The following is a 13654-nucleotide window of genomic DNA, read 5'->3' on the forward strand; positions in this document are numbered from 1 at the left end:
TATCAATGTTAACAATTAGGATATAGATTAATTAAAAAGTATTAGGTGTATCAAAAAAAGACAAGAAAACTGTTATTAGCAGAATTCTTGTCTAGGTATAGAGTTAATTATTTCTCCAATCTATATATACTGATGGCTAAGCCGATTAAGACGGTGCCTATTGCATAGTCGAGGATGGATTTGAATTTGTGATTATTAAATAATTGTCTTATGTAGTTAAATAGAAAGCTACAGATAAAGAACCACACAAATACTGTGATGATAAATAAAGAGGATAGAATGATTATTGTCATTGATCCATCTTGTTTTGTAATAAATTGAGGTAATATACTCACATAAAATAGTATTGCTTTTGGATTAAAAATTGTACTTAAAAATCCTTGTTTATATGATGATGTCAGACTAATATTCGTCTGTATTGTAGGTTCAGTTGTAATGTGAAAAGTCTTTTTAGCGTTTAAAATGGTCTTAACGCCTAAATAAGCAATGTAAACAGAACCTAATATTTTGATAGCACTAAAAACATAATATGATGTTGTTAATATAAAAATTAATCCAAATGCTGCTAAAGCTGAATAAAAAACATGTGCACTCGATATACCTAAGCCAGCCATAATGCCATTTTTAGCATTTCCTTTTAAAGTATTATTCAATACAATGAAGAAATCTGGTCCCGGAATAATAATGATCATTAATGCAATAACTACGAAACTTAACCAATTATCCATATATGCAACACCTCTTATTGATGATTTGTTTTAAATAATATAACAAAGAAATATTAAAATAACTATACTATTTTATAATTAAGTGGTATATTCGACTGAAATTAATAATTATTTTAGGAGTATTATATGAATTTTGGTAAATATAGAGTGGATTCAACCTGGTTAAGTATGATTGTTGGAGTTGGATTTGTATCATTATTTGCACCATTTATGTGGTTTTCTGTTTTATCATTAGTATATTTCGCATACAGAAGAGGTGCTATTGAAAAAGATTAATGTTTGTAGGTAAAACTAGTTATGACAGTATGACTAGTTTTTATATTAAATTTAAAAGGAAGTTTAACAAAGAACCTAAAGTTAATAAAATTCCTAAAGCAAATATAAATATATTGAAGATACTTTTGCCTTCCCAGATAAATATGATAATGCTTATAAGTATTAGCGTAATGCCACATATTAAGTACATAGTGCCTACGTCTGATTTAACAGATTGAATGTTTTTTTGAATATCATTATTTTATCATAAACTTTTAATTAAATAGTCTTTAAACTTACGAAGTTGACATATAAATTTTTTTATTATAACATTTAAGTAGTTAATTAAATGATTAAATGATGATAAAGAAAAAGGTGTGATTTATGAAAGATATTTTTAAAGCTTTATCAGATGAAACAAGAAGAGAAATCTTAGAAATGTTAAAGGATGAAAAGATGACTGCTAGTGATATCGCAAGTCATTTCGATATGAGCCAAGCTAGTGTTTCGCAACATTTGAAAATACTTAGACTGAATGACTTAATTTATTCTGAAAGACAAGGAAAGTATATATATTATCACTTAAACTTATCTGTTTTTGAGGAAGTCATTAAATGGGTGATTCAGTTTAAAAACTAAATGAGAGGGTTTTTGAAGTGAAAGAAATATATAAACAATCTAAACTCAGTATATTTATTATTTGTATTGCTATTATTACATGGATTATAGCAATTCCGTTTCTACCTCATGATGTTCCAATGCAATATAATGCAAATGGAGAAATAAATTGGTCAGCTAATAAATTTGTAGCAGCTATTGTAATGATTGGTATTATGTTGTTTAGTTATATCATCACAAATTTAAAAATTGCTAAAGATAAAGATCAACGCAAATTTTCTAATATAAAATCTTTAAATGATTTACTCAATCCTTTAGTTCAAGGATTTATATATGTCATTACGTTAATTGTAATAAGTAATGGACTAGGGTATGAAATCTCAGCCAATTTTATAATACCAGTTTTAGTTGGTGTACTTCTGATTATAATAGGTAATTATTTACCTAAAGTACCGAAAAATAATACATTGGGGATTAAAAATAAGTGGACGAAAGCTAGTGAATATGTATGGAAGAAGACGCATAGATTTACAGCTTTAATTTATATAATAGTTGGACTCATGATGTTTGTTCTAGGTTTATTACACATGATTAACACTGTTGTAACGATTACTTTAATTGTAATTCTTGTATTAATACCATTACTTTATTCTTGGTACACATATCAAATCTTATCTAAAAATTAATTTAAATATTTGAAGGGTAATGTGTTTCGACATGTTGCCCTTATTTCATAAGTATATTACTATTATCCATAACTATTGTTATTTATTAATTATGGAATTAATTAAAATACTAAGGTGATTAAATGAAAACATTCTTATTGTTGATGGCATTTATTGTTGAAGGTTTACTGATATTACTAGGAGTAGGCTTTGATCTTTATACTGGGCATCTTGGTATTAGAGATGCATTTTATGATTCATGGATTACGAGTCACTTACATACGAAGCGAAATGCTGTAGGTACGTTAACTGCAGTGGCTTTTGCTTATCTTTCTTTAATGACATTGTTTATTATCGTACATATTGTTTATAGAGATAAGGGAGAAAAAATTAAAATAATGTCTGCTTTATTTATTTTAGGCACTATGGCTTATGCATTTTATATATTTATAAAAGGTATCAACTATCTAGTTGAATTTGCTTCTGTACATTTATAAATTAAGATAGGAGGCGTCATATGGGTAAAGAAAATAAAAAACATAAAGCTGATAAATTATCTTTTGGAGATTTTTTAGAAGGGTTCTTTTATATAGGAGATATTATCAGAGCAATATTTGTTACAATTCCAAGAGCTATAGGCTGGATATTTAGAATGATTTTTCGATTATTTGACTAAAAACATCGTAAAGGTGTTTTTATTTTTTTGATTTTAATCCATTGAATATTTTTTATTTATAAATGCTATTAATATAATCTTTTAAGGTAAGGTAATTTAATCGAACAAGATAATAAAAATTTACGATAAATTTTTGTGAATTTAGTATAATTAACAAGTGAATATTTAAGTAGGAGTAAGTGTTATGAAAAAGATTATATTGTTATGTGTAAGTATTTTATTCTTAGCAACTATTGAAAGTGGATGTAGTAATGTAAGTATTGATAATAGTGAAAAAGAAAAAGTAAAACAGGAGTATACAGCATTAAAAAGTAAACAAAAAGAATTAGAAGAGACAAATAAAATGCTGAAGGAAAAAGTAGAGAACTCCGAGAAAAATTCAAATAATAATGAGAAATCTAGTCAAAATGGTACTCAAGAAAAAACATACAAACCAGGTACAACTGACAGAATTCCAGTTGAGTTAGCGGGTACAGTTGATGGAGATACTGCGAAATTTATTTATAATGGCAGCCAACAATCATTTAGATTTTTACTAATTGACACACCTGAAACGAAACATCCAAGATTAGGTAAGCAACCATTTGGACAAGAAGCATCAGATAGAACAAAAGAATTGTTAACGAATGCAAAGAAAATCGAAGTAGAGTTTGATGTAGGTGGACAAACAGATAAATATCAACGTTATTTAGCATATATATATGTAGATGGTAAAATGCTTAATGAAATATTGGTGAGAGAAGGATTAGCTAAAGTAGCATATGTATATCCGCCAAATACAAGATATTTAGATCAATTAGAAAGTGCACAAGAAAAAGCAAAAGAAGAAAAATTAGGTATTTGGAGTTTAGGAAGTGCATTTGAAGATAATCAAGCAAGCACACAACAATCTACAACTAATCAACCAGCATCAAATAATACTCAAAGTTCAAATGGAGCAGGAAATTCTGCAACACAAACACCAAAAAATACTTCTCAAAATGCAGGATCAGAATATTATCCAAATTGTACAGCACTTAGAAAAGTATATCCAAATGGCGTACCTAGTACACATCCAGCATACAATGGTAAACTAGATAGAGACAAAGATAACTTTGCATGTGAAGCAAATTAAATTTATTTTATTTATCTTAGTTAAAGGAGATTATTATGAATAATAAAATTATATTTTTTATCTTAAGATTATTAATCTATTTCTTAGCTATTTGGGGATGTAATACTTTAACTAGTTATTTGGAATTGGGATATGTTTGGAGTTTAGTTGTACTATTAATCGTAATGATTTTCGTTAGTATAGTTGTTGAAACGGTATTCATTAGAATTAGAAAAAATAGATAAATAACCACACTAAAAACCCCCCTTATTTTCCGAGAATAAGGGGGGTGGTGTTGTCCATGATGGAAGCTATCATGGTTGTATTGTATGGAAATATTATACAATATTGATAAGTCCAATTCAAAAGTTTTCTTCACAATTTTTAATGTATATTTACTGAAATTTAGCGTGTTATGTACCGTTATAAGTGATACAATAGATTTTAAATTATTTAATGTGAGGTTTGAATGATGACAAATGTATATTTTTTAAGACATGGTGAAACGGATTGGAATTTGGAAGGTAGAACGCAAGGCAGAACGGATATTCCTTTGAATCGTAATGGCGAATTACAAGCTAACGAAAGTGGTGTAGCTTTAAAGGATAAAAAGATTGATGTGATTATTACGAGTCCTTTAAAAAGAGCTAAAAAAACTGCCGAAATCGTTCAAGAACAATTGAATGTAGATTTGATTGAGAGAGAAGCGTTTATTGAATTATCGTTTGGTGATGCTGAAGGTATGACGCTTGCTGAAAAACTCGAACGATTCCCAAATCGAATATATCCTAATAGTGAAGATGGGGCTAGTATCGAGCATAGATTCGTAAATGGATTGTCTGAATTACATGAAAAATATCCAAATCAAAATGTAGTAGTTGTATCTCATGGTGCCTTTATTAATGCCATATTATATCATTATTCAAATGGAGAAACAGGGACAGGAAAAATTAAACTTACAAACGGTAGCATATCGTCGTTAAAAATATCAGACGATAAAGTAGAAATATTAGAATGTAATCAAGTAAATCACTTGTCTCAATATAAGAAAATTGGTGAGATATAAAGGATGATTGTTTGAAAATTAGAATGTTCGATTCAAAAGATGCAAAAGCAGTTAGTGAAATGATTATTCACACATTGAGAACAACCAATGTAAAAGATGAACCAGTTGAAGAGATAGAAAAAGTTGTGAGTAGCATGACACCTGAAGCAATAATTGAAAGAGCAAGTTTTACAAATTTTTATATATTTGAAGAAAATAATCAAATAATAGCAACAGGTGCAATTGGACCGTATTGGGGTAGCCAAACTGAAAGTAGCTTGTTTACCATTTTTGTATCACCAGATCATCAAGGAAGAGGTATTGGTAAGTTCATAATAGAAACCCTTGAAAATGACTATTATTATAAACGTGCACAACGTATAGAAATTCCAGCATCAGTTACAGCAGTAGAGTTCTATAAAAAGTATGGTTATGATTTCAAGAATGGTATCAAATTTCAAGATGCTGAAGGTATTTATAGAATGGAAAAATTTAAATAAAACTACCTAAGCTTTAGTTATCTATATTTCTATATTCATAACTTAAACTTATCATTCAAAATACTAAATTTGTCATATTTATTATGATTCATTTGTGATAGCTTGAATATAAGAGAAATATAGTGAGAAAGAGGATATTATGTTTGTTTTCATTTTAACGGAAGTGTTATTACCGCTTCTTATTTTAATTTTTGTTGGGTTTTTATTACAGAGAAAGTTTGAATTTAATTTCAAACATTTTTCTACACTTATTACTTATTGTTTAATGCCTGTTGCGGTTTTTGCGAATATTTATGATATTACGATTCAGATGGATTTGTTATTAAAGGTTCTATACTATATTGTAGCTTATAGTTTAGTTATGATTTTAATTGGTAATTTATTTGCTAAAGTATTGAATCTTCAAAAAGGTGAGAGTGCTGCTTTAAAGAATAGTATCTCTTTGATGAATTCTGGGAACTATGGTTTGCCGGTCAGTCAATTAATCTTTAGTCAAAATCCTATTGGTGTTGCGGTACAAATCTTCGTGCTTATTTTCCAAAATCTACTTACGTATTCTTATGGTATGTATAATTTACTTTCCACTACTAAAAGTTTAAAAGATATTGTCATTTCTTTTTTGAAGTTACCAGTTTTTCACGCACTGATTTTAGGTATTATATTTCAAGTAGGGCATATTAAATTATCTCAAGTGTTTCTTATTCCAATCCATCAAATTTCAGATAGTTTTGCGCCAATTGCTTTAATTTTATTAGGTGCTCAATTAGCGCATATTAAATTGAAATTATTGCATAGAGCGATTATGGGATCGTTGATTGGTAGGTTGATAATTGGACCACTTATTGCACTTGGTTTAATTTATTTATTCCATATTGATGGCGTTATTGCACAATCGTTATTTATAGCTAGTGCCTTTCCAACTTCAAGAAATACATCAACAATTGCTTTTGAATATGATGTGGAACCTGAACTACATGCTCAAATTGTATTATTCTCCACATTATTAAGTTCAGTCACAGTTTCAATCGTCATTTATTTGTCATATATACTATTTACTTAAGTGAATATCGTTTAAATTTATAATGTCCATGCTTACTAAGATGTAAGCGTGGACATTTATTTGTCGTATACTATTAGGTGAAAAATGTATATTATTATATTTAAATATTAAGTTGACACTATAAAAAGTGAGCGTATACTCTTTAAACATGAAAAGGAGCTGTATACGTTTGAAGTTTAATAAAAAGAAAATCAACGTCGTAGATATCGGTATGGCAAAGAAAAGTGTATTTGCTACTGGTATTGGTAATGCAATGGAATGGTTTGACTTTGCACTATATTCTTACCTTGCAGTTATCATTAGTAAGAATTTCTTCAGTCCAGTTCAAAATGATGAATTATAATTAATTTTCACTTTTGCAACATTTGCGATAGCATTCTTACTTAGACCAGTGGGCGGAATCGTCTTTGGTAAAATAGGTGACAAGCTAGGTAGAAAAGTTGTCTTAACATTTACTATTATTATGATGGCAATTTCTACTTTGATTATTGGACTATTACCTACATATGATCAAATCGGAGTTTGGGCACCAATTTTATTATTGCTAGCTCGTATTTTACAAGGTTTCTCAGTAGGTGGGGAATATGCTGGTGCGATGGTTTATATCGCAGAGTCTTCACCGGATAATAAAAGAATTAGATTAGGTAGTGGATTAGAAATTGGTACTTTATCTGGTTATATTGTGGCATCTATCCTTGTTACAGTATTGTTCTGGACACTATCAGACGCTCAAATGAATTCTTGGGGTTGGAGAATTCCATTCTTCTTAAGCGCGCCAATTGGATTGATTGGTCTATACTTGAGAGCGCAATTAGAAGAAACACCAATTTTTGAAAATGATATCGCTGATCAAAAAGATCAACTGAGCGTTATTGAAATTATAAAACAATATAAAAAAGATATCTTATTATGTATTGTGTTTGTAGCCTTCTTTAACATTACAAACTATGTATTATTAGGTTACATGCCTTCTTATCTAGATGAAACGGTTGGTATTAGTGATCGTATTAGTACACCGATAACAGCGGTTGTATTACTGATTATGGTACCGTTCGCACTTACATTTGGTAGACTTGGCGACAAAATAGGTAATAAGAAAGTAATTTCTTTCGGTCTAATCTTAGGTATATTAGTATCTGTTGTTTCATTCCAATTCTTAAACATTGGTGGACTAGGATTCTTATTCCTTGGATTACTATTGTTAGGTATCGTATTATCAGTTTACGAAGGTACAATGCCAGGTTCATTACCAACATTGTTCCATACAGATATTCGTTACAGAACATTATCATGGACATTTAATATTTCAGTTTCGTTATTTGGTGGTACAACACCATTAGTAGCTTCATGGTTAGTACACGTGACAGGTAATAATTTAGCACCTGCATTCTATTTATTGGGTGTGAGTATTATTGGTCTGATTGTTGTCTTAACATTATTTGAAGATACTTCTAAAAAATCATTAAAAGGATCTTATCCAACTGTAGCATCGAAAAAAGAATTTGTTCATGCTGTAGAAAATCCGAAAGATTCATTATGGTGGCATAACGAAAGTACAAAATCATAATTTACATTAAAGAGTCTGAGACTGAAAAGTTCTAGACTCTTTTTCATATTTTTAGAAATATGAGGGTCAACATTGCAAGTGAGGTGCGACAAGCAACATAGACGATCCCTATGTTGCAAGACAGCCCAAACAAGCAACATAGAAACTCACGTTTACATTGATTTTTCCTTATAAAAAAGACCGGGACATAATGCTATGTCTCAGTCTCTTGTAGTATCTTATCAGTAGATGTCTTAATTGAAATACGCTTGTACTAAGTTTTTTCAACTCTAGTGATCCTTGCCGGGGCGGGACTACGAAATCTTTTTGTTATATGTGTAATGAAAGACTTAATTGGGTAAAGTAGTGAAGAAGTAATAGTAAATGATATATTGTAAGAGGAGCTGATAAGGATGGGAAACATAGTAAAACGTATTTTAAGATATGTTGGTACAGTTTTAATTATGAGACTTATAAGAAATCTTTTTAGTAAAGGTTCTAATAAACGTTAAAGAATCATGAATTTCTTTAGATTATTATTAAAATAATGTTTAGAGTTTATATACGTCGGGTATTTTATTATTACAAAGCTATTTACCTAGAGTGGTTTTGAAAATATTTATTCGTATATGACATAAGCACCGCACAATTTTGTGTGGTGCTTTTATTTGTTAAATATATCTGTATCAAAAAAGAAGCATATCACAAAATTAATTAAGTGATATGCTTCTTTATATTTATTGTACTTTCTATTTTTTAATTGCTTTTAAAATGAATGAAAGTACTAAGATTAAGATGATTGAACCGATTAATGCTGGAATAATTGCAATTCCACCTATTACTGGTCCCATATCTCCTAATAATTTACCACCAATTGCTGAACCAATAATACCTGCGATAATATTACCAATAATACCGCCTGGAATATCTTTACCTAAAATAACACCTGCTAGCCAGCCGATTAAACCGCCGACGATTAACATTAATATAAAGCCCATATATAATTACCTCCTACTTTTACACTTCTTTATATATATCCAAAGTGAAGATACGTTAAACACTTATAAAGAAAATTATTGGTAAAATTAAACAATAATTGTAGTAAATAGTTGGTTTTTTAAAATATTGGTATTATTTTATGAGCTTCTAGGATATCTTTAGTCCAAAAATATTGTTTGCCTTGTCCTGTATATGCTGGTACTAAAACATCATTTCTAATACAGGCATAGAACCATTCTGGATCGACACTACTATATAATAAAGTTTGGTATTCAATAAAATCTGATTTCCAGTTTATATTAAGTTCTTTCATAACCATACACTCCATAAATATTAAGCTTTATGACCTGCAATTAAGTTTTTTCGTTTATGTGAATGGTGTTCAAACAAAGTATGAAGAAAAACGTGTATATGGACCATACCCATCTAATAGATCTATTTCTGTATATGCTGAGGGTAAATATAAAGGTAAAACTTTAAAGTCTAATACGGTTAAAGTTAAAGAAAATAAAGATATCAATAATCAAAATATAACTTTAGAATTTGATACAACGAAGATAGATGAAATGGTTAAAAAAGATAGAGAAATAGAAAACGAAGCTAAGGCATTTATGGACGACTATACCAAAGACTTAAATAAAGCCTATAAAGAAGTTGAGTTTAAGCATGTAGAAAAGTATTTTGAACCTAATTCTAGCTTGTCTAATCATATTAAATCTATGGTAGACAGTAAAAATAAATCTAAGTACACTATGCCGACATATACAGGCTATAAAAAAGATGGTTCAAAGATATATATTGAATTAGTTAAAAAAGATAAGTCTAATAATCCGATTAAATCACAATATGAATTAGCGTATGATCATAAAGATAAGTCATTTAAAATCGTATCATATGGTGATATTCAAAAAACATAAGTTAGTAAAAGGATTAATAATTCACTGAATGTATTTTAAAAATTGGAAATTTTCTGATAAAATAGTGTGTTTTTTTATTTATTGATGATATAATAATAATCGTACATATATTTAATTTCAGGAGGCGATAAATATGAAAACTTTAGAACGTGATTGGAAAGAAAGTATTTTTGAACCTGTACTTAATGTAAGTAATGACAAATGGGATTAAATTCAATAAACAAAAGTCTTATAGAATATATTCTATAAGACTTTTGTTTATTGAATTTAGAAAGGATGAATAAAATGATATATACATCTAATGATAATTTAGAAATTTACAATGAAGACATGGAAGAATTATTTAAAATTGATAACTTGCTCAAAAATTTAAACTTAAGAGATAAGAAAGAAACTGAAAATACCATCCATACTGTATTAGATATATCTAGTAAAATACGACATTTTGCAGTGGCTGAACAATTATTTGGAATGGCTATTGGATTTAAAAATAGTTATGTAAGGTCAAAATTAATAGATTTTGTTAAAAGTTGGTTGCCTTATCCTTCAGCAATTGAAACAATAATTAGGCTAACTCATGATCCAGACGATCTTGTTTCTTTTAAAGCTATGAGTATTTGTGGTGAAGAAAAAATAGAATTATCAGTAAAATATTTATCAGATATTGTTGGAGATATTACGGAAAGAAACACACCTAGAAAGCCTGTAGGTTTAGGTGCCCAAATAGTAATACATAATTTACTGAAAATCTATGGAGCAAAAAATGAAGAAGAACTATCATATAAAAAAGCATATTTTGAAAAACATTTAAAATTTATGAATCATTATGAAAACAAAGTAGATATTTCTGCAGTAATTAAAGATGAGTTTAAATCTTTAAATGAAGAAAATATGATTTATATAGAAGAGGGTTTCTTTAATTATGGTATAAGTGAAAATGATATTAAAGAAAAAGATTTTGCTTGGACAGACAATGCTCCTAGTACTAAAGTTTGGTTACCTGCCTATTATATAGATAAATACCCAGTGACTAATGAGGAATATGATGAATTTTGTGAATTTGTAGAAAAATATGGACATATTTTTTGTCATCCAAATGAACCGAAAAATAAAAATCACAGAAGAAATACTTACTATGATTCTAAATATAAACCTGATCATCCTGTATCTGGGATTGATTTTTATGATGCTTATGCCTACGCTAGATGGAAAGGAAAAACTCTTCCATCTGAATTTCAATGGGAAAAAGCTGCTAAAGGAAATTCTGTAACAAAGTGGCCTTGGGGCAATGATTTTGATGGTAGCAAAGTATGTTATTCAGGAACTCTTTTTGAAAAAAAACCAGATTCTATATCAGAATGGCATGATAGATTAATAGATGTATATTATAACCAAGATATAGAACTCTCAGAAAGTATTAGTATAGAAAGAAATGTTTCGAGTTATGGAGTTCATAATATGCTTGGAGGTAATTGGGAATGGACCAAGAGTGATTACTTTTCCAAGAGAATGTTCCATCCTTCTTATAATCATAATCATGATAAATTAAATCAATTCGGAGTTTTAAAGGGAGGATCTTTTTATTCACATCAAGAGCTAATGTATCCGGCATTTAGAGGGAAAGATATACCGTATTGTAGGCATGATGAAATGGGATTTAGATGCGTTAAAGAAATTCCATTACCATTATTGAGAAAAGAAAATAAAAAACCTATTGAAAATAAGGCAATCTACTAATGTTTTACAATTTAAGTTTTTATTCGTTATTAGTAACGCAACTTGCCACTAATTTAGCTTTTTCTTTCTATACAATGGCAATTACTTATTATGTATATACACTAACTAATTCAGTCTTTTTTTCAAGTCTAATAACTTTTATTAGTGTTGGTTCAAAAATTCTTTCAGGGTTAAGTATAAGTATTATAACTGAAAAAATTAAAGTAAAAAACCTTTTATTATTTAATGCAGTGTTTCAAATACTATGCATGATAATACTCCTGATAAGTATAAATAATAATGTCAACATGATTATTGTTTATATAATAATCATGTTTCTATCCTTTTCAAATGGTATTTTCACTCCACTGAAATCAAGAATACTGAAAGAAAATCTTGATAGTAATGAAATGGCAAAAGGTCTGTCTCTCATTACGAGTTTAGATCAGATACTGCTATTTTCAGGATGGATATTAGGAGCATGGATTATCTCATTGATTGGTAATAATAACCTTTTATTACTTTCTTTAATATTACTTTCATTAGCTTTTATTGCAATTATTAATATAAAAATTAAAAATGAAAAGGAAGAACTACAAGGTAAAAATCCGATTATAACAATTATGAATTCTTTTTCGGTTTTAAAAGGTATCCCTGTAATTAGAGTTTTAATTATCATTGAGTGTTTAGAAGTTTTGATGGGTTCTATTTGGATAGGATCCGTGACATTAAAATTTGTTCAAGTACATTTAAAGCATGATGTAACATGGTGGGGATATGTTAATGCTAGTTACTACTTAGGCACTATATTAGGCGCTTTTATTGTAATAAAATATGCTGAATTCTTTAACAAACGACCTATCCAAAAGATTACTATTTTTATGTTTATATATGGAATTTTATTGATTCTATATTCTTTTAATATAATTGATGTAATTGCATTAGTACTAGTGGTGCTAATCGGTCCAGTTTTACAAATAAAAGATATTATTCAGGAAACTTACTTTATAAATAAAATTAATGAAAAAGATATGATTAAGATCACAGGTTTAAAGAATTCACTTGTGCAACTTTCTTTTCTATTTTCTATATTACTAGTTGGTTATATAACTGAATATATAGCTATACAGTATATTTATACTATTTCAGGTGTGTTAACTTGTTTAATAGCAATTATGTTTTCTAGGTATATGTATACTAAAAATATAAACTTAGAAAAAAGTGATATAAAAACATAGATTATATAAAATTTGATATAATCTTGTTCATTTCAAACAAATCTTCTTTAACTATATTGAACTAGCAAAAAAGAATAAATCGAAAAATCCGATTAAATCACAATATGAATTAGTGTAGCATCATAAAAATAAATTACTTAAAATCGTATCAAATGGTGATATATAATTGACTAGCATGATAAAAGGAAAAATGAATGCTATGATTTACCTACCTGTGTAATAAACATAGGTAGTTTTTTTGTATTTCAACCAACAAATAGTTAATAATAATTTATAATATGTGTGTTTGTGTGTTACAATATGTTTGTAGTTAAAAACAGGAAGGAGTGAAAAAATGAATACGCAGGCATTGAAGTTTGTATATAACAATAAGATTTATACACTGACTAAGCATAACATTGGTAAAGGTTATACCTGTATTGTCGTTTTTGAAAATGGTGTTTTTCTAGGATTATTAGATCTACCTGTAAATGAGCAGATAGAAAACGTGTTACTCGATACCGCTTCAAAAATAAAAAAAGACGCAACGTTTTTAGAAAAAACGCACGCCTAAATCGAAAGTTTTTAAAAGTGCTTGTGAACTAAGTTATCACCTTAA

At 28.5% G+C, this 13654-nt stretch carries 16 protein-coding genes and 1 pseudogene; 14 read left to right on the forward strand and 3 right to left on the reverse strand.

The genetic code is table 11. The annotated features are described in order from the left end of the window. Window positions 1-107: 107 nt before the first annotated feature. Window positions 108-728 (reverse strand): LysE family translocator, encoded by a 621-nt coding sequence (locus LQ686_RS04160; RefSeq protein WP_107634417.1) that lies wholly within the window; start codon window positions 726-728, stop codon window positions 108-110. Window positions 729-854: 126 nt separating this feature from the next. Between LQ686_RS04160 and LQ686_RS04165 the strand changes: the two genes are divergently transcribed. From LQ686_RS04165 to LQ686_RS04210, 10 genes and pseudogenes are all read left to right on the forward strand, one after another. Then, window positions 855-1004 (forward strand): hypothetical protein, encoded by a 150-nt coding sequence (locus LQ686_RS04165; RefSeq protein ID WP_182476238.1) that lies wholly within the window; start codon window positions 855-857, stop codon window positions 1002-1004. Between the two features lie 363 nt (window positions 1005-1367). After that, window positions 1368-1622 carry an autorepressor SdpR family transcription factor gene (locus LQ686_RS04170; RefSeq protein WP_049319759.1) on the forward strand — a complete coding sequence of 85 codons (255 nt, stop codon included), beginning with the start codon at window positions 1368-1370 and terminating at the stop codon, window positions 1620-1622. Between the two features lie 17 nt (window positions 1623-1639). Then, entirely contained in the window at window positions 1640-2287 is a 648-nt protein-coding gene (locus tag LQ686_RS04175) for an SdpI family protein (protein ID WP_107566043.1), read from the forward strand. A 122-nt stretch (window positions 2288-2409) separates the two neighbouring features. Further along, on the forward strand, window positions 2410-2763 hold the full coding sequence (locus LQ686_RS04180; protein ID WP_107634375.1) for a hypothetical protein: 354 nt from the start codon (window positions 2410-2412) through the stop codon (window positions 2761-2763). A 20-nt stretch (window positions 2764-2783) separates the two neighbouring features. Then, window positions 2784-2942: a hypothetical protein gene (locus LQ686_RS04185; protein ID WP_158011185.1), complete on the forward strand. Its 159-nt coding sequence runs from the start codon at window positions 2784-2786 to the stop codon at window positions 2940-2942. A 184-nt stretch (window positions 2943-3126) separates the two neighbouring features. Next, entirely contained in the window at window positions 3127-4056 is a 930-nt protein-coding gene (locus LQ686_RS04190) for a thermonuclease family protein (protein WP_239733183.1), read from the forward strand. Window positions 4057-4507: 451 nt separating this feature from the next. Beyond that, window positions 4508-5101: a histidine phosphatase family protein gene (locus LQ686_RS04195; RefSeq protein WP_107566046.1), complete on the forward strand. Its 594-nt coding sequence runs from the start codon at window positions 4508-4510 to the stop codon at window positions 5099-5101. 11 nt (window positions 5102-5112) lie between these two features. Next, complete coding sequence (locus LQ686_RS04200; RefSeq protein WP_107566047.1) at window positions 5113-5580, forward strand: GNAT family N-acetyltransferase; 468 nt, start codon at window positions 5113-5115, stop codon at window positions 5578-5580. 139 nt (window positions 5581-5719) lie between these two features. Beyond that, complete coding sequence (locus tag LQ686_RS04205) at window positions 5720-6640, forward strand: AEC family transporter (protein WP_239733184.1); 921 nt, start codon at window positions 5720-5722, stop codon at window positions 6638-6640. Window positions 6641-6809: 169 nt separating this feature from the next. Next, window positions 6810-8207, forward strand: a pseudogene (locus LQ686_RS04210) (MFS transporter). Window positions 8208-8935: 728 nt separating this feature from the next. Here the strand turns inward: LQ686_RS04210 and LQ686_RS04215 are convergent. Together LQ686_RS04215 and LQ686_RS04220 are read right to left on the reverse strand one after the other, a co-directional pair. Further along, entirely contained in the window at window positions 8936-9184 is a 249-nt protein-coding gene (locus LQ686_RS04215; RefSeq protein WP_025904335.1) for a GlsB/YeaQ/YmgE family stress response membrane protein, read from the reverse strand. A gap of 119 nt (window positions 9185-9303) precedes the next feature. Next, a complete protein-coding gene (locus LQ686_RS04220) occupies window positions 9304-9498 on the reverse strand; it encodes a hypothetical protein (RefSeq protein WP_107566049.1) in 195 nt (64 codons plus the stop codon). Between the two features lie 58 nt (window positions 9499-9556). Here LQ686_RS04220 and LQ686_RS04225 point away from each other — a divergent pair, with 58 nt between their 5' ends. The 4 genes from LQ686_RS04225 (at window position 9557) to LQ686_RS04240 (ending at window position 13609) form a co-directional block, all read left to right on the forward strand. After that, window positions 9557-10102, forward strand: a complete 546-nt coding sequence (locus LQ686_RS04225; RefSeq protein WP_107566050.1) for a TcaA NTF2-like domain-containing protein — start codon at window positions 9557-9559, stop codon at window positions 10100-10102. Window positions 10103-10387: 285 nt separating this feature from the next. Then, the gene (locus LQ686_RS04230; RefSeq protein WP_239733185.1) at window positions 10388-11839 is read left to right on the forward strand and encodes a formylglycine-generating enzyme family protein; all 1452 of its coding nucleotides are present in this window, start codon (window positions 10388-10390) and stop codon (window positions 11837-11839) included. Then, on the forward strand, window positions 11839-13056 hold the full coding sequence (locus tag LQ686_RS04235; protein WP_107596634.1) for an MFS transporter: 1218 nt from the start codon (window positions 11839-11841) through the stop codon (window positions 13054-13056). The genes LQ686_RS04230 and LQ686_RS04235 overlap by 1 nt, the downstream gene beginning before the upstream one ends. Window positions 13057-13390: 334 nt before the next feature. Next, window positions 13391-13609, forward strand: a complete 219-nt coding sequence (locus LQ686_RS04240; RefSeq protein WP_107566155.1) for a hypothetical protein — start codon at window positions 13391-13393, stop codon at window positions 13607-13609. Window positions 13610-13654: the final 45 nt, after the last annotated feature.

The organism is Mammaliicoccus sp. J-M41, assembly GCF_022385935.1.
Lineage (GTDB): Bacteria > Bacillota > Bacilli > Staphylococcales > Staphylococcaceae > Mammaliicoccus > Mammaliicoccus sciuri_A.